At 64.0% G+C, this 19,062-nt stretch carries 7 protein-coding genes; all 7 read left to right on the forward strand.

All coding sequences use genetic code 11. From position 1 onward, the window contains the following. Positions 1-14: 14 nt before the first annotated feature. The 7 genes from pglX to GOPIP_RS06470 all read left to right on the forward strand — a co-directional run bounded on the left by pglX (position 15) and on the right by GOPIP_RS06470 (position 19,028). Complete coding sequence (pglX, locus tag GOPIP_RS06440; protein ID WP_006368779.1) at positions 15-3,611, forward strand: BREX-2 system adenine-specific DNA-methyltransferase PglX; 3,597 nt, start codon at positions 15-17, stop codon at positions 3,609-3,611. After that, the gene (locus tag GOPIP_RS06445) at positions 3,608-7,405 is read left to right on the forward strand and encodes a DUF6079 family protein (protein ID WP_020173080.1); all 3,798 of its coding nucleotides are present in this window, start codon (positions 3,608-3,610) and stop codon (positions 7,403-7,405) included. The genes pglX and GOPIP_RS06445 overlap by 4 nt, the downstream gene beginning before the upstream one ends. Continuing rightward, a complete protein-coding gene (pglZ, locus tag GOPIP_RS06450) occupies positions 7,402-10,239 on the forward strand; it encodes a BREX-2 system phosphatase PglZ (RefSeq protein WP_006368782.1) in 2,838 nt (945 codons plus the stop codon). The genes GOPIP_RS06445 and pglZ overlap by 4 nt, the downstream gene beginning before the upstream one ends. Continuing rightward, complete coding sequence (gene brxD / locus GOPIP_RS06455) at positions 10,236-11,561, forward strand: BREX system ATP-binding protein BrxD (protein ID WP_006368783.1); 1,326 nt, start codon at positions 10,236-10,238, stop codon at positions 11,559-11,561. Before pglZ ends, brxD begins: the two co-directional genes overlap by 4 nt. Before the next feature lie 3 nt (positions 11,562-11,564). Next, on the forward strand, positions 11,565-13,685 hold the full coding sequence (locus tag GOPIP_RS06460; protein WP_006368784.1) for a DEAD/DEAH box helicase: 2,121 nt from the start codon (positions 11,565-11,567) through the stop codon (positions 13,683-13,685). 87 nt (positions 13,686-13,772) lie between these two features. Then, positions 13,773-17,441, forward strand: a complete 3,669-nt coding sequence (locus tag GOPIP_RS06465; RefSeq protein ID WP_006368785.1) for a GTPase — start codon at positions 13,773-13,775, stop codon at positions 17,439-17,441. A 9-nt stretch (positions 17,442-17,450) separates the two neighbouring features. Beyond that, positions 17,451-19,028, forward strand: coding sequence for a GTPase (locus GOPIP_RS06470; protein ID WP_006368786.1), 1,578 nt, complete (start codon positions 17,451-17,453; stop codon positions 19,026-19,028). Positions 19,029-19,062 lie beyond the last annotated feature (34 nt).

The raw sequence follows: 19,062 nt of genomic DNA on the forward strand, positions 1-19,062 counted from the left end.
GGAGCCGCACTGCCATGTCCCTCGCCACCATCGCAGGATCGCAGCTGACGGCAGACCTCAAGCCACAGTTGGCGTTGCTGGTCGAGGACATGCGCGCAGAACTCGACGCCGACGCCGATCTCACCGCCGCGTGGAAGTCCGAACACCAACAGGCACGTACACAGGAACGCACCGCCGCCTCGTGGACCGACTTCGTTGAGGACCACCTCGTACAGGCCGCCGTCGGCTGGCTCCTCACATCGGTATTTGTGCGTTTCTGCGAAGACAATCTGCTGCTCGGACCGACCGCGGTGTGGATCGCCGGACCCACACCAGCACTCCGGCAACGTGCACTCGACGCGGAAGACCAGTTCTACCGTGAAGAGCGCGGCGCCGAGCAGGGCACCCGCTCGTATCGCGAGTGGCTTGAGCAGGGATTCGCGGCGCTTCGCGCCAACCCGGGTACCGCGTCCTTGGTGGACGACCACGCCGCGATCGGTCTCATCGCACCGTCGTCATACGCGATCGAGCAGCTTCTCGCCTATTGGCGCCGCACCGATGACGACGGCGCGCTTCGATGGAGTTTCGCCGATCCGGAACTCTCGACCCGCTTCCTGGGTGACCTGTATCAGGATCTCTCCGACTACGCGAAGAAGAAGTACGCGCTCCTCCAGACACCGGAGTTCGTCGAGGAGTTCATCCTCGACCGCACGATGGAGCCCGCGTTGAAAGAGCGACCGCTGGAAGGGTTCACGCTCATCGACCCGACCTGCGGGTCCGGCCACTTCCTCCTCGGTGCGTTCACACGCCTGGTGCAGAGATGGGAAGAAGCCGCGCCCGGAATGGAGCCGAGGGCTCGGGCCGACAAAGCCTTGGCGTCGGTGCACGGCGTCGACATCAACCCGTTCGCCGTTGCCATCGCCAAGTTCCGGCTGATCGTGGCGGCCATGAAAGCCTCCGGCGATCGCGATCTGGTGAACGTCCCGAAGTACACGTTGAATCTCGCGACCGGGGACTCGCTGTTGTTCGGTCCTGAACGCGATGGACAACATGCCTTCGACCCAGCAGGCGGCTTCGTCGACAAAGATGCTGTAGCAAGCGGATTCGCGTACTCCACCGAAGACCGTGAAAGGTTGCAGTCGTTGCTGACACTGGGGCAGTACGACGTGGTGGTCGGCAACCCGCCGTACATCACCGTCGGCGACAAGGCGCTCAACGCGCGGTACCGGGAAATCTACAGCCACTGCAAGGGCGCGTACGCGTTGACGGTGCCGTTCATGGAGCGATTCTTTGCACTGGCCAAGCGCAGCGACCGACCCGGTTGGGTCGGCCAGATAACGTCAAACGCTTTCATGAAAAGGAGGTACGGGATACCTCTGATCGAAGATTTTTTCCCACAGCTCGACTTGACGAGCGTAGTCGATTCCGAAGGTGCCTGGATACCAGGGCACAATATGGATGGAACCCCGACCGTGATCCTCATTGGCCGAAACCGAGCACCGGTTTCAACGGTGGTGCGGACAGTTCAGAGCATGGGTGTCCGGGAAGTTCCGGAGGATGTAGGAGAAGGTGGCTACGGGCCCTACTGGGAGTCGATTGTCGAACACGTCGACGAACCGGGGTTCGAAGATCAGTGGATCTCGGTTGTTGATTTACCGCGCGTGAACCTCTCGCAACATCCGTGGAGTCTGGCGGGTGGTGGTGCGGTCGAATTGATGGCGGCCGTCGACGCGCATGCTGGTCGGTTATTGTCTGAGATTGTCGAAGAGGTTGGCTTTGGTGCGGTCACTCGCGAGGATTCAGCATATATGGTGGGGTTGGGAACCCTTCGTCGTGCGGGGATTCCGGCGGATCAGCGACGCCCTATGGTCCTGGGAGAGGATGTCCGGGACTGGAACCTCAACGATCTTATCGAGAGCATTTGGCCATACCACCTGCAAACGCTCAGTGCGTTAAAAGACCCTAACATTCAGCGATTTCTGTGGCCGGTAAGAACTATTCTCAGTGGGCGAGTGGCTTATGGGAGCACTCAGATTGAACGGGGCTTGGAATGGTTCGAGTATTCAATGTTCTTCAGGAACAGATTTAGGTCACCGTTGACCATCACCTTCGCCGAAATAGAGAGCCACAATCATTTCGTTCTCGACCGCGGTGGCAAGGTGTTCAATCGTACTGCACCTGTAATCAAACTGCCGGAGAGTTCAACTGAGGAAGATCACTTCGGATTGCTCGGAGTGCTAAACAGCTCGACCGCGCTGTTTTGGCTCAAACAAAAGACGAAAGCGAAGGGCGGTGCCGCCAGTCATGCGTGGGCCCGTACTTACCAGTTCAACGTAACTACCCTGCTCGACTTTCCCCTGCCGGAAGGTTTGCCAGGGTTCTCCGCGTCGGACCTCGATGATCTTGCGCTCGGCGCTGCTCGGGTTGAACCTGCGGCAACGCTCGCGGCTAATGGCCCCTCCCGAGAAGCCCTGAACGCCGCGCGGGAGCAGAGCGCGGCCATCCGCGCCAGCATGATTCGCGATCAGGAGAACCTCGACTGGGAGGTCTACCAGCTCTACGGCCTGATCGACCAAAACCTGAACCCCCCCGAAGGCAATCCGGGCCCCGGCCTCGCGCTCGGCGAGCGCGCCTTCGAGATCGCTCTGGCCCGTCGGATGGCGGCAGGGGAGGTCGAGACCGCATGGTTTGAACGACACGGCTCGACTCCGATCACCGAGATCCCCTCCCACTGGCCGCAGGACTACCGCAACCTCGTGCAGCGTCGTCTCGACGCCATTGAGAACAACCCGTACATCCGGCTGCTGGAGCGGCCTGAGTACAAGCGTCGATGGGCCGGCGAATCGTGGGACACCAAACTGCAGCGTGCGCTGCGGGATTGGTTGCTCGACAAGATCGAGCAGCCGCAGCTGTGGGTCAATGCGCAGGGCCTGCCGCAACCACAGTCGGTGGGTGAGCTGGCCGGGGCACTCGGGCGTGACGCAGAGTTCGTGCAGGGACTCGACCTGTGGGCCGGATACAAAGATGCGCCGGTCACCGAAACTCTGGTGAAGTTGCTCGACGATCAGGCGGTGCCCTATCTGGCGGCATACCGCTACAAAGACTCCGGACTGCGCAAACGGGCTGAGTGGGAACGCGTCTGGGACATGCAGCGCGACGAGGATGCTGGTGTGATCTCCGCGACCGACATCCCGGTCCCACCGAAGTACACCACCGCGGACTTCCGTAAGACCGCGTACTGGTCGCATCGAGGCAAGCTCGACGTGCCCAAGGAGCGATTCATTCTCTACCCCGACGCCGGACGCGAAACCGACCCGACTCCGCTGCTCGGTTGGGCTGGATGGGATCACGCGCAGCAGGGTGTGGCACTCGCCGCGATCTACGCCATGCGTGAGTCCGAGGGCATCGAGCGCGAGAAGCTCGTGCCGATCGTCGCCGGCATCGCCGAGTTGCTGCCGTGGGTCAAGCAATGGCACAGCGGAGTCGACCCGAACCTGGGCATCGACTTGCACGAGTACCTCACTAGCCAGTTGCAGGAGAAGTCACAGACGGTCGGGGTGCCGGTCAGCGAACTCGGGCAGTGGCGCGCACCCGCACCGGTTCGTGGCCGAAAGACGAAGGCAGGTCAATGATGTTCCCAGGAACCGCTTCCGGGCCCGCGCACACCCTGCGTGAGGTCTTCGACATCACCGAATCCGCGGGACGCAACGATTACGTCCTCAAGCTGTCGGACTCGGTGGGCGACGCGCAACTCACGCAGACCATCGACTCCTATGTGGTCACGCCGGCGTTGGCCGAGGCGTTCGACGTCGCCCTCGGGGTGGTCGACGAGGGGCTGCGCACCGGAGAGAACAAGGCGGCATTTCTCGACGGGTCTTTCGGTTCCGGTAAATCGCACTTCATGGCCGTGTTGTACGCCATCCTCGGACACGCCCCGCAGGCACTCGCCGTGCCCGAACTCCAGCCGATCATCGTCAAGCACTCGGCTATCGAGCAGAAGAAGCTGCTGCGCTTGACCTTTCACTTCCTCGGAGCCGAGACCGTCGAGTCCGCACTGTTCAGCCAGTACCTGCAGCAGATCGCCACCCTACACCCCGACACCGCACCGCCGGTGCTGCACTCGGCCGGCGGACTGTTCACCGACGCCGACAATCGACGGGCCGCCGACGGCGACGAGAAGTTCTTTGCCACGCTCAACGGCTCCTCCGCCTCTACCGGAGCAACCGTCGACTGGGGTAAGGCCAATGTGTCGGTGGGAGTGTGGAACGCCGAGACATACGCGCAGGCGAGTGCGGCCGACGCCGACCCGGCCGCGCGCGCGCGGCTACAGCAGGCCCTGATCGGCACGTACTTCACCAGTTACTCGCGCAACACCGATTGGCTACCACTCGAGGACGGCCTTGCGGTGATCGCCTCGCACGCGCAGGGGCTCGGCTACCAGGGCGTGGTGCTGCTGCTCGACGAGCTGATGCTCTGGCTGTCGTTCATCATCTCCGAGCGGGAGCGCTTCAACGGCGAGGTCCAGAAGCTGACAAAGCTCGTCGAGACCAGCCGGGGGCGCCTTGCGCTCCCGGTGATCTCGTTTGTGGCCCGGCAGTTTGATCTCACCCGATGGGTGGCCACCGGTACCGACTCGGGCGCCACCCAGCAGGCAGCCGAACAAGCCATCCGACACCAGGCCGGACGTTTCGCGAATGTGGTTCTCGGCGACGAGAACCTGCCGTACATCGCCCACAAGCGACTGTTGAAGGTGCGGGACGCACAGGCTCAGCAATGGCTCGACGCCGCCTTCGCAGCCATCGACCGCAACCCCAAGGTGTGGGACGTGCTGCTCGACGGGGTCAACACCGATGATGTGCACCGCGGCTCGGATTCCGCCGCGTTCACCCTCACCTACCCGTTCTCGCCGGCGCTCATCGCGACGCTGCGCAGCCTCTCCGGGGTGATGCAACGCGAACGTACTGCGCTCAAGGTGATGAAGCAGATGCTGGAGGACAACGCCGACCGGCTCACCGTGGAGAACGTGATCCCGGTGGGTGAGGCGTTCGACTACATCATCGACAGCGCCGGAAGCACTCCGATCAACGACGCCGTCGCCCAGAGCTTCAAGACGGCGCGCACCCTGTGGTTCGAGAAGCTTCGCCCGTTACTATTCACGCAGGCCGGCGTCGACCCCGATACCGCCGACGCCGACGTTCCCGCCGGCTTGCGCGCCGACATCCGGATCGCCAAGACACTGCTGATGTCGGCGCTCGCGCCGAATGTGCCCGCGCTCAAGCAGATCGACGCCTCACGGCTCGCGTCACTCAATCACGGCAGCATCATCAGCCTGGTACCCGGCGATCAGGTGGGCCAGATCGTCACCAAGGTTCGGCGGTGGGCAGCCGACGTCCCCGAGGTCACCGTCTCCGGCGACGCCAACCCGATCTTCTCGGTGACCCTGGAATCGGTGGACTACGAGCGGATCATCGAACGCGGCCGCGAGAACGACACCGATGGTGAACGTCGAAAACTGATGCGCGAGTTGCTCAGTGAGTACTTCGGCGTGGCCGGCGCCCAACAGACCGTCGACGGTGCCTACCTACGGACCGTCACCTGGCGGGCCACCAGCCGTGACGTGGAAGTGGTGTTCGGCAACATCCGCGACCACGGTTACCTCTCCGATGAGGCATTCCGGCCGTCCCGCGAGGGAGTGCTGCGGATGATCGTCGACCTCCCCTTCGACGAGGCCGGACACACCACCGCCGAAGATCACGATCGCATCGACGCACTCATGCGCACGGCCACCGACCGGTTCACCATCTGCTGGACGCCGGCGTTCTTCCCCGAGAAGATCACCCGTCAACTCGGTCGGCTGGTGATCCTCAACTACGTTCTCGCCGGCGACAGGTGGGCGAGCTTCGCCAACGAGCTGGCCGAGGCCGACCGTCCGGCCGCGCGATCGATTCTGCAGCAACAGCAGTCGCAGCTGCGGAGCCAGCTCGGCTCGGCCATCCAGGTCTATTACGGTGTGGCGTCGACAGCGGGCGCCGACGCGGCGTTGTTCGCCGATCAGCCGCCGTTGCGGTCGCTGCACGAGGGCTTCGTGGCGCAGCCGCCGATCGGCACCACCCTCGGTGAGGCTGTCGACCGACTGATCGCCGATGCATTCACCGCCCTGTATCCCGATCATCCGGATTTCACCCCGGCCGACAAGCTGATCACCCGCAAAGAGTTGTCGATGACGCTGGACCGGTTGCGGGAGGCCCAATCCGATCCCGAAGGTCGACTGGCGTTGGATCGCAGTGATATCCAGACCGTGCGGCGCATCGTCAGCCCGCTGGGGCTGGCCAAGACAAGCGAAACCCACCTGATCTTCTCAGCCGATCAGTTCGCCGGCTGGCGCACACGCATCACTCAGGAGCTGGGTCGCGCCGGTGTGTCGACGGACGAGTCGGGTGCGGCATCGGACTCCGAGGTACCGGTGGAGGCGGTACGGACCGCGATCGTCACCTCCGGTCCCCGGCGCGGCCTCACCGACGACGTCATCGACCTGATCACCGGCGCGTGGGCAGCGCAGACACGGCGGTCGTGGTTTCTGCACGGATCAGCCGTCGCCGAGCCTGCTCTCGGTGACTTCCGGCGGCGTGGGCTGGCGCTGCGGATCGAGCAACTGCCCGATCGGCAGGTGTGGGTCTCGGCCATTGCTCGCTGGACCACACTCACCGGCCGACGGGTCAACGACTTCCTCACTCCGTCGAATGTCGCGGCATTCGCCGGGGATGTGCGAGCGTACGCCTCCGAGCGAGCAGTGCGTCGTACCCGTCTCGCGCGTGCACTCGAGAAGGCCTACTCCGCGCGGCATCTGGACGGTGGTGCCCGGTTGTCCACGGCAACAGCACTCGACGGGCTCTTCGCGCCGGAGTTGGCCACGCTCAACAACCTCGAGATCGTGGCCCGTGTTGCCGATGCCGATCTCGGCGGTGCCACCGATGTACAGGCCAGTAGGGCGCTCGGAACAGAAGGTGCCGTTGCCGATGCCGTCGAGGCCTTCACCTTCCGTAGGCTCGAACCGCTGTTGACATGCGCCGGCACCGAGTCCGAGACGGAGGACGGGCGAGACGCAGCGAGTATCGTCGCAGAACTCGACGACGCACTCGTCAGCCACGAGCTCACGATTCCGCTGGTTGCCGCTCTGGCGAGAGTCGGCCAGCGTCGCGACGCGTGGGTCGATCGGCGATTGAGCCAGCGACCCGCGGTCGTCGACGATCCGCAGCCCACTCCACCACCACCGCCGCCGGGTCCGCGAGCCTTCCAGATGGAGGTGTCCGATCCGTCAGGCTTCTCGACCGTGGAACGCAAGCTCGCTGAGCTCTTGGCCGCTCATCCCGGTACCACTTTCACGGTGACCGTCACCGAGTCGACCGGAGCCACTGCGGCGCGATGACCACTGCAACGGGTTTGCCGGAGGCTGATCTCGCGTCGATCAAGGGCGTGATCGGTGAACTTTCGGGCAAGAACTACCGCCCCGGCGTGGTTGCGGTGGCGGCAGTCCCGCACTGGGCGGGTCCCGCGGAACTCGCCCATGCCGGGACGCGAGTACTGATCACCACCGCTTCCAGTGTGCTCGCCATCCGTGACGTGCTGCGACGGCGTACCGAGACCGATTGGCTGGTGATTCTCACCGACCGGCCGTCCACGGAGATTCCCGCGGGAATCGCCGAGCACCTGGTGACCGGCCGACTCCGCAACCTCGATCCGTTCCCCTTGTTGCGCAACGTTTTTGCTGCATCCAAGCAAGAGTTCGGTCTCTTGGGCGACCAGACAGAGATCGCTCGGGCGATGCTCCGGGAGATCGGCGAAAAGCCCACCCCGGCGCCCGGCGGGGTGCTGACCGACGACCACGTCTTCACCGAGCTCGGCCAGCGGAAGTTCGACCTCGCCCGTGCCAACATGACCCCCCATCACGTGGCCCGGTGGTCGATGGATCCGGTGGCGACGCAGCGCTACACGGCGTGGGCGGAGCATGCGCATCCGGCGCTCGTCGAGCGGTACCTCCTTTGGCTCACCCGGCAGCTCGGCGAGCTGGGGCCGATGTTGATGTCGGCATGGCGGCGCCAAGGACCGGCATCGATCGTGCCGCTCGGTCTGATCGCCGGCGTGGTCGCCGGCACACCGCAGCCCGATGAGGATGCGGCCGAATCGATCCCGCGTATTCGCACTCGGCTGGAGATGAAGGTGGACGACGTCGTCCTGTCCGAATCGCAGCTCGCCGCGTGGGGCGCGGTGGCGACCCTGGCGGTGGCCGGCGCCCACGATCCCGGACCGGCGCTCACCGCGGCCGAAGCGTTGGTCACCGAACTCCACGCCGAGCCGCTGGTGGCTCGCTCCGATGTTCTGCCGTCGGCGCTCGTGGTGCGTATCGCAGCGTTCGCAAGCCGGTTGGCCATTGCGACACAGCACGCCGTAGGGGGTGACACCGCTGCGGATGTGAACCCGGTGGATCTCACCCCGGTCGACAATGCGTGGGCCGCCGTGCGCGCACACCGCGATCACGATGCAGCCACCGCCCCCCGAGACGTTCCGGTGGGGGCTGCGGCGTTGCGCTTGATCCGCCGATTGGTCGAACCGTGGCAACACCCCGCGACACTGTCGGAATGGCTGACTCGGTACCGCACCGATTGGTCGTGGGTCGACAGTGCGGTCAATCGTGCCCACATCGGTGCCGACAACCCGCGACTCGCACACGCCGTTCACCAACTCCTCGGAGCAGTCCGCACGCGACGCGCGCAGATGGATCGCGAGTTCGCGACACGTCTGGCAGCCGCCGGCGTGCACCGCGAATCCGGTTCGGGTGCACCGCTCTACGCCGAGGACATCCTCGACGCCGTGGTTCTGCCACTCACGGCACGCGATCATGGCGCCACCGGCGCCGGACTCGGCGGCAGCGAACCGTCCCGCTCGCCGGTGCTCCTCATCGTCGCCGACGGTATGGACGTCGCGTCCGCCAACGACGTCGTGACCGATGCCACCCGGCACCGGCGTCCGCAATGGCAGGACTGCATCCGCGCCGACGACGACGGCCCGCTCACTGCGCTGTCGGTGCTCCCGAGCGTCACCAGGTTCTCGCGGTGCTCGTTGTTGACCGGCGCCCTTGCAGCCGGAAGTCAAGATCGCGAACGGTCGGGCTTCGCGGACTGGTTGCAGCAGCGAGGATTACGCGGCCAGGGGCAAGTGCTGTTCCACAAGGCCGACCTCGACGCGGTATCGAAGGGACACTCGTTGGCGCTCGACGTTCGCCAAGCCGTACAGGACACCGCCAGCCGCACAGTGGTTGCGTGTGTTCTCAACGACATCGACGACGCGCTGGATCGGTCCGATCCGATCGGGTCCTCGTGGACGGTTTCGTCGTTCAAACACCTCGACGCGCTGTTGACCGAGGCGGCCGCCGTCGGCCGGACGGTGGTGCTCGTCAGCGACCACGGCCATGTGGTGGAGCGTCGTGAGCAGCCCAGTGTGCAACGCGGAGATCAGATCTCGGCACGTTACCGCGGGGCGTCGGGAACACCTGCAGCAGATGGCGAGATGCTCGTCGACGGAGAACGCGTACTCACCGACGATCATCGCGCCGTCCTCGCCGTCGATGAGCAACTTCGCTACACCGGGCTCAAGGCCGGATATCACGGCGGGGCAGCCCTCTCGGAGGTGAGTATCCCGGTCTCGATTCTGGTCAACGGTGCCATTCGCTCGTCACTGCCGCTGGTTCCCTCGGGTTTCGCTCCCCCGTCATGGTGGGATCTCGATGATGCCGCGCCGACTCCGCTGCCCGCGCCGGTCACGCCGTCACCAGCTCCTGCGCCGGCGAAGCGACCGGCCAAGAACGCGAAGCCTGCTCCGACCTCGGGACAGGAATCACTCTTCGACGTCGGTGAAACCCCTGCGGGCTCAACGGCGGATGATGCGGTCGCCGACGCGGCATTCGATCCGATCGGTCGACTTCTCACCAGCGGACTGTTCCTCAGTCAGTTCAAGCAGTTCGGTCGTACGCTCACGCACCAGTCGGTGGGGTCGCTGCTCCGGGAATCTCAGGCGGCCAACGGCGTGCTGCCGATGAGCAGGGTGGCCGAGATCCTCGGACTGCGTCCGGCACAGGCCCGTGGGGCGGTCGCGCACCTGAGCCAGGTGTTCAACATCGACGGTGTGTCGGTGATCGCGCAACACGGTGACGACGTGACGATTTCTTCGGCATTACTGTTCGAGCAGTTCGGGGTGAGCCCATGAGTGGGTCGTCTCCGAACGGGCCGGCTCCGACCGGTCTGTCACCCGTGCGGCGCCGTGAGATCTTGACCGCGTTGCGCCAGGGCAGTGTGCCATCGGGCAACCTCGACGTACTGGCCGTCGGTATCGATTCCTTTGCTCCGACGATCGATGACGAGATCGCGGCAGTGGCGGCCGGCGGGTCGGTCTTCAAGGCAGTGCGCGGCGAATACGGCTCGGGTAAGACCTTTTTCGCCCGATGGGTGGAGCAGCGGGCGATACGACAGGGCCTCGCTGTCGCCGAGGTACAGGTCAGCGAGTTGGAGACACCGCTGCACAAGCTGGAGACGGTGTATCGGCGGACCACGGAATCGCTTCGGACATCGGCCTTCGCGCCATCGGCATTCCGGTCCGTCATCGATGCGTGGCTGTTCGAGATCGAGAATGACGCCGCTGCCTTGGTAGCCGGCGATGTACCGACCGCGGACGAAGTCGGCGCGCTGCTCGAACAGCGACTCGCGGCGGTGGCCACTGCAGCACCGGTATACCCCATGGTGTTACGTGCATACCGCAGCGCGGTGGAGTCGGGTGACGCGGTCACCGCCGATGCGTTGATCGCCTGGCTCGGCGGCCAGCCCCACGTGGCCGCCACAGCAAAACGCGCCGCCGGAGTCCGCCAAGACGTCGACCACTTCTTGGCGATGGGCTTCTTGCAGGGTCTGCTCGCGGTACTCAAGGGCGCCAGGCATCCTGGGCTGGTCCTGGTGATCGATGAGGTAGAGACCATCCAGCGCATGCGCTCCGACAGCCGGGCAAAGGCGCTGAATGCGTTGCGACAGTGGATCGACGAGCTCGACTCCGGGCGCTACCCCGGCCTGTACTTGCTGATCACCGGCACTCCGGCGTTCTTCGACGGCCGGATGGGTGTGCAGTCCCTGCCGCCGCTCGCACAGCGTCTGGCGACCGATTTCACCACCGACCCGCGCTTCGACAATCCGCGCGCACCACAGATCCGGTTGCGCAACTTCGATATTGACCGGCTCGTCGAGGTCGGTACCCGGGTCCGTGAGGTGTACGCCGACGGCGCCGGAGACCCGACGCGCATCCGGGCCGTGGTCGATGATGCCTACATCGGGGATCTCGCACGAGCGCTGGCAGGAAAGTTGGGCGGGCAGGTGGGGGTGGCGCCGCGACTTTTCGTCAAGAAGCTCGTCGTCGACGTCCTCGACCGGGTGGACCTACACGCCGACTTCGATCCTCGGCGCGACTACGCGCTGACGGTCTCGGGCAGCGAACTCACCGATACCGAACGCGCCGCGGCATCGCCCGACGACATCGAGTTGTAGCCGATGAGCGGATTTGAGTCCCTCGACCCGGCGATCCAGCATCACATCGTCAATACCCTTGGCTGGCCTGGTCTTCGGCCGCTGCAGGAGGAATCCATTCCCGCCATCGTCGGAGGTGGGGACGCGCTGTTGCTCGCTCCGACGGCCGGCGGCAAGACCGAGGCAGCGGTGTTCCCGGTACTTACGCGGATGCAGGAGCACCGGTGGGCCGGGACGTCGGTGCTGTATGTGTGCCCGTTGAAGGCGCTGCTGAACAATCTGGGCCCACGTCTCGCCGATTACGCCGCGTGGGTGGGACGTAGTGCGTCGGTGTGGCACGGTGACGTGTCGCAGGCAGCCCGTCGCGGGATCACCCGGGACCGACCCGATATCCTGCTCACCACACCTGAATCCCTCGAATCGATGCTGGTTTCAGAAAGCGTTGATGCACAACAGTTCTTGGGTGACGTCCGAACCGTGATCGTCGACGAGGTGCACGCCTTCGCCGGAGACGACCGAGGGTGGCACCTCCTCGCGGTGCTTGCCCGGCTGGAGTCTTTGATCAGCGATGCGAGTGGGCCGAATGCCCCCCGCCGGCGGCTGCAGCGGATCGGGATGTCGGCTACCGTCGGTAACCCTGACGAACTGCTGCGATGGCTCCGCGGAGGGGCGGCAGACGGTGGGCGAGTGGTGGCACCGGAGGCGTCGGCCGCGGTGGGTGCTGAGATCACCGTCGATGCCGTCGGCAGCGCCGAGAACGCTGCCACGGTCATCGCGGGACTACATCGTGGCGAGAAACGGCTCGTGTTTGTCGATTCACGTCGGTTGGCCGAGGAACTCGGGACGGCACTGCGAAGCCGCGGCATCACCACGTTCATCTCGCATTCGTCATTATCGGCGCAGCAGCGCCGCGAATCCGAAGCGGCCTTTGCCGAGGCCCGCGATTGCGTCATCGTCGCGACGTCAACGCTGGAACTCGGGATCGACGTCGGTGATCTCGACCGGGTCATCCAGATCAACTCACCGCGGACGGTCTCATCGTTCCTACAGCGACTCGGCCGGACCGGTCGACGACCCGGCACCACCCGCAACTGTCTGTTCTTGGCCCTCGACGATGCTTCACTCGCGCAGACGCTGGGAATGCTGCACTGCTGGGCGACCGGCTGGGTGGAGCCCGTGGTGGCCACTCCCGAGCCTCGCCACATCGCTGCTCAGCAGATCCTCGCGGCGGCCTTGCAGACCCGACGGCTTCCGCTCGTCGGGTGGCAGCATCAGTGGGCCGATCTACCGCTGTTCGGTGAGGACGGCGACGAGATCTTCGACCACCTGCTCAGCACGGGGTTCCTCGACCACGATGCCGGCAGCGCCTTCATCGGACTGGAAGCCGAAAGACACTTCGGGCGGCGTCATTTCCTGGAGCTCCTCGCGGTGTTCACCGCGGCTCCCGAGTTCCGGGTCTTCGAGGGCCGCAACGAGATCGGGATGGTGGAGGTCGGGGTTCTGACCCAGCGGACGGAGGGCCCTCGTGTACTGCTGTTGGGTGGTCGATCGTGGAAGGTGACCCATATCGACTGGAAGCGACGGCAGGTGTACGTGGAGGGCACCGATATCCACGGCACTGCACGCTGGCAATCGATACCGGACGGATTGTCGTTCGAGATCACTCGCGGCGTGCGCAGCGTGCTGCTGGGAGAGACACCCTCGGGAGTGACGTTGTCACGCCGTGCCGTCGAGGCGCTCGATGGTTACCGTGCGCAGCGCTCGGCGCACGTTCACCCGGCCAACCTGGTCATTGAGCGAGATGTGCGCGGCGACTGGCGGTGGTGGACGTGGGCCGGAACCAAAGCCAACCGCACTCTCGCCGCCTGGACTCGAGAGCTGGTGCCCGGGCGTCAGAGGATCAGCGGAGAGTCGATCCGGTTGCACTCGGACCTGCGAGTCGACGACATCGCGCGCGTATTGGCTTCGGTGCGGGGCAGCTCGCACCGTCCTCTGCCGGATGTCGATCGCGCCGCGATCAGCGGGCTGAAGTTCTCGGCGGCGCTCCCGGAAGGCCTGGCGCGCCGGACTCTCGCTGCACGGGTGGTCGACGTCAAAGGCGCGGAATCGGTTCTGACGAGACGTGTGTCATTCGCGAAATGCTGACTCAGAGGGAGCCGATCGCATGGCATTGAGTGTGTCGATGTTCCATCGACGGTTCAACTTGTCGGATACGCCCGATACGATCGCGGCGTGACAGAAGCGCGCTCCGACGACACCAAGTCGTCGCTGATAGATGCAGTGGCAGCAGCCACAGCTGCCGGCGCTGTGGCCCTCGACGAGCTGGAACTCGAGTCGAAGGCACTCATTCGCGACCTCGGCGAGTCGTTGACGGCGCCTGAGTTGACAGCTCACTTCGACGCCTATGTGCGCGACTCCCACCTGCTCCTTGATCGACAGCGAGAGCAGCTGTCGACCTTCAACATCGCGTTCTTCGGCAGGACCGGCGCCGGCAAGAGCACGCTCCTGTCTGCGTTCGGGCAGCTCGACGGCAGCGGAGTATCTCCCGGTGTCAGTGACTTCACCACCGACGTCATCCCCGTCGACTGGAATGGTTGCCGACTGTGGGACACACCGGGAATCAACGGATGGGGCCGGACCCGCCGACGCGCAGATCTGGAGGAAGCAGCACGGAAAGCAGTCGAGTCCGCCGACGTGGTCCTGCTCTGCTTCGACACCCAAAGCCAGCAGGCCTCCGAGTTCACGAAAGTTGCCCAGTGGGTGCAAGCCTTCGGGAAGCCTGCCATCGCCGTCCTCAACGTACGGAATCGACGCTGGCGGCACTCGGCCAAGGTCAGCCGGATCTCGGAGCGCGAACGTCATTCACGGTCGGTCCGTGAGCATGTCAACAACATCAGAACCGAGCTTGCGCGTATTGGTCTCGGCGGTGCCCCGGTGGTGGCCATCAACACTCAGCGGGCGCTCTTCGCGCGAGCCGCAACGCCGTTTCAGGGCCAGTCCGCCAAGGATTTCGACGCGAACCGAAGTGAATTCGGAATCGCCTACCTGCATGACGCATCGAACTTCGAGGTGCTCGAGGATCTTCTTGCCGCTTCGATCACCAGCGGCGGCACGGAACTGCGACTTACTTCCCTCTACGCAGGCATGCGCGCACTCCGGGAGAGACTTGCGAACCAGATCATCAACGAACGCAACGAGAGTGCGACGGCGATCGGACTCGGTGAGCGCGGTCTCGCCACGTTACTCAGGGTGCTCGGATATCCCGACGGCCCCGACCGCAACGCGCTACTCGGTGACAGCGAGCCCGCGTTCTCTCAACTCGAACAGATTCGCGGCGAATTCACCGAAGCTTCCGAGGGGAGCCTGGCGCGTCACAGCCGTGGCATCATCACCGCTGCGTTGGGAGCAGTTCGCGCCGATTCGCATCGGCGGGCTGAGAAAGTGACCGAGAAGATCCTGAACGGCGCAAAACTCTCATCCCAGCAGGTTCGGGACGCGATCTTCGACGCAGCTCGCATCGACGCCGCAGAGGAACTGGCGTGGAAATCGTATGAAACCTTTCTGCAAAGACAGCTGGATTTGGTACCCGGCGATCACACAAAGGCCGGTGCCGAACAGCAACCGACTGTCAGCACCCAAGCTGTCGGCCGCTTTTCATACCGGGCGACCCGGGTTGTCCAGGCCGCGGCAAAGGGAGCGGGGGCGGCTGGTGCGGTGCTCGGATTCACCCCGGCGGGTTGGGGAATCCTGGCAGTCGGTGCTGCGGGAGACTTCGCTGGAGGCAAACTCCTGCTCCATGCGCAAGGCCAACAGGCACTGACTCGCGCTGCCGCTTTCCGCGACGCTCGCGACACCGTCAATGGATATTTCGATGAGCTCGACACCCGTCTTCGCGAAGCGGTCCTCAGACATAGCTGGGCAACCGCTGGCCCAGTCCTGCGCCAGCATGTGGAACAGACACTCCGCCACCAGCGGGTTCACTCGCAGAGTCTCACCGCAGAAAGCCTCGTGAAGGGGATTGCGCCCGCTCGAAGCAGTGGTCCAACCGCCGACGATGTGCTCGCGCGAGCCACGTCGGCGGTCGAGAATGCGAGGACATTCAGCCGTGACGCGGAGGTATGGCTCGGCGAAGACTGGCTACTGACGGGGCAGCCGCGCAACCATATCGATCCGTCGACCTCTCTCGCAGTCAGCCAGTTCGACTACGGCACTGGCAAATCTGTCGGATTCCTCGAAGAAGCTTGGGCGCCTGTAGATCAGACCGCAGTAGATCTTTGGCTCAAACGTTGCGCACAGTTCGTACACGGCAGTGGAGACGATTCGGCTATCGCAAGTCCGAGAGTTGTCATTCTCGGTGACTACAGTGCGGGAAAGTCGACGCTGATCCGTCGTCTTCTCTTCGAAGCCGGTGAGCACATCGACCAAGAAATCGAGATCCGCGCGTCTGCGACAACGTCTGGCGCACGTGAATATCAGGTGGGCCGATATCGGCTCATCGACACGCCGGGCCTGCAGTCCGGGTCGAGCGCACATGATCTGACTGCGCGAGAGTCGCTCAGCGGAGCCTCTCTGGTTGTCGTCGTCCTGCAAGTGAACCTGCTCATCGGCGATGCGGAACTGATCCGCACTCTGATCGACGGCGGACACAATTCGCCGAGCAGGCGAAGTCGAACGCTCTTCGTGATCAATCGCGCAGACGAGCTCGGAGTCGATCCAGTCGCTGCGCCCTCGGACTTCGTGAACCTCCGGGAACAGAAAGCAGCCGAACTCATTTCCACCCTTGCCTCACAAGGCGTGGAAATCGACAGGGGTCAGATTCACATCGTCGCGGCTGATCCGTATGGAATCGTGGGTGGGGATCGCACCGCGACGCGCGAGAGCTTCAGTGCGCATCGTGAGTGGGATGGCGTGCAGGCCTTGATCGATATGTTCACTCACGCGACCGACGCGGAGGTGTTGACCGGGACTCTTCTCGGACAAGCAGATGCGACCATGTCGTCACTACTTGCGTATCGCGACCTACTGACCGCAGACAGCGACGCGTTGAGCGACGAGAACACTCGTCGAACTGACGACCTGTCGGCAGTGGCCAACGGGTTGGGCGACCTCCGGGTGCTCCTGGACGAGGTTCGCGAGAATCTACGCAGGGCCATAAACGAAGGTGCGGACGTCGCGCGGCAAGATATTGAGAATCTCGGCACCATTGATCGTGCCGCACTGGCGAAGGCTGTCAACAGTTGGCATGAAGACCCAAGCTTTGACCAGCGCATCGACGACGTGACATCAAGAGCGGCAGATGATCTGGCAGTCTGGGCCGACACCCAGACTTCTGTTATCGGCAGAAGATCAGCACTTGCACAATGGTCCGCCGGGGTTCAGACGGCTGTCGCCGCACCCTCCGCGCAGTCCGCCGCGTTTGCGAACGCACCAAAGGTAGTTGGTGATGCCGGCAAGTACGCCGCGAACGCGGCAAAGCTCCTCGGTCAGCGCAAATACCTCTATCCTGCCGCGAAAAAGCTGGGTGTTAATTTCAAGCCGTGGGGTGCGGTCAAGGCGAGCAAACGCTTCGCCAAAGCTGGTCCCATCCTCATGGCGGTAGGCGCGGTTGCCGACGGTGTGGCCATGTACCAAGATCATTCGGCGCACAAAGCCTGGGCGAAGGAAAAGTCTGAGGCGCGGCGGCTCATCGATCGGCAAGCACAAGAAATCGAGGACTCGATGATCACCGGGAGTAGCGGGCTCATCGACTCGGTCGCCCCAGTTGCCGAGCTGCTCTGCGAACTGCGCGAGCGTCTCGATGTCCTCACCGAGGCCACGGGCGTGCAAATCGACACCATGCGCTACCGACTGGATTCTGTTTCAGAAAGCATCGCAGCCGCACCTTACGTCCGCCACGAGTGAAAGCCGACAATGACCACCATCAACAGTGCTGAGCAATGGGTTCTTTCGTCATCAGACGCCGAGAGCGTGGCCAAGTGTCGCGAGGGTCTTGCCGAGTTCACGAGACAGTCCAAGCCCATCGTCACTGTCCTCGGGTCATACGACACGGGCAAGAGTAGTCTCATTCGACGGATTCTCGTCGATAGTGGCGTCAGCGTTCCCGAGTGGTTGACCATTAGTGCGCGCCACGAAACGTTTGCGGTCAATCAGATTGACTGCGGGGGCTACATTGTGCGGGACACACCCGGTCTGGCCATCGGTGCAGATGATGCCCGCGCCACCTCCAACACGTCTGATGCGTTCGATGCGGTCACCACTACGGATATCGCAGTCATCACGGTCTCTCCTCAATTGGCGACGGGCGAACGCGACGCCCTCCTCGATCTCATCAGTGTGGGATGGGCACCGGGGACGCTGTGGTTCGTGATCGGCAGATTCGACGAAGCTGGAGTGCCTTTCGACTCGGATCCCGACGGGTACCGCGGTGCCGCGGAACGCAAGACCCGCGAGCTTCGGGATTCCCTGAAACTGGATCCTGGTGTTCCGGTGTTCGTCGTGTCCCAGGACTTTGAGCAGATCGGTGGACCTGATCGAGATCTCGATTCAGACACCTGGGAGGAGTCCAGGGAGTGGGACGGTATGGCTTCCCTGGAGGACGCTCTGACGTCAATAACACAGGACCGACGTGATTTCTTGAGAGACGCTGCGGTCAAACGGTTCTGGGCAATCGCTGCCAAGCAGGTGGCCCAGGGTCTCGCAGGTGAGCGCCAAGATCTCAAGACACTGGAAGGCGTAGCGGACCGGGCCGCAAAGCAATTGGAACTCTGGGACGATCAACTCAACACGCTCAGCAGAGCAGCGGCGAGTGCGCTCGACAGCGAGATCGATCAGGAGTCTGCGCGCCTGACGAAGCTCCAATCAGATCTGGCATCCGTCACCACGGCTCTCACTCAGGTCCTGGACCGGTGGCACGCGAAACAGACCCAGAGCCTCGATCTGTTGCTGCAGGATGTCGACTTCGCCCAGACAACCGAGAAGGCCAGCCCCGATTGGCAAGATCTGTCCGACATTCTGCAACAAGCAACGGTCGGCGCCACCGCTGCGGCGCAGGGTCCTGACCCGATCTTCTCCAAGGTCACCGGACGACTGGGACCGGTGATTGTCGGTGCTCTGACCGATTACGCGAAGCTGAGCCGCCAGAAGACCTTGAAGGCGCGCGGTTCCGCTTTGCCCGCGGACACAGAGTGGTCCGCTCCCAAGTACGCTGCCGCCGCAGCGGCTGGACTACCGCTGTTGCAGGAAGTAGCCGGCTTCGTCGATGACGAGCGTGCGAAGGCGGCCGCGAAAGCGCAGTATGCGGCTCAGCTCTCGCAATATGCACAGCTCACCAAACAGAAGGCTGATGAGCAGTGGGCCATCACAATCGACCACGCACGCAACAGAGTGCAGGAGGCTTTCGGAGAACAGGCCGGCACCTTACCGGTCATCACCGACCGCATCGCCCAGATCGACAGTGCGCTGCAGCAGATCGGAGAGTGGGGCCGGTAGGCCGGGGCGATCAGCGACCAGACGTCGACGTCCG

The organism is Gordonia polyisoprenivorans NBRC 16320 = JCM 10675, assembly GCF_000241325.1.
GTDB classification, from domain to species: domain Bacteria; phylum Actinomycetota; class Actinomycetes; order Mycobacteriales; family Mycobacteriaceae; genus Gordonia; species Gordonia polyisoprenivorans.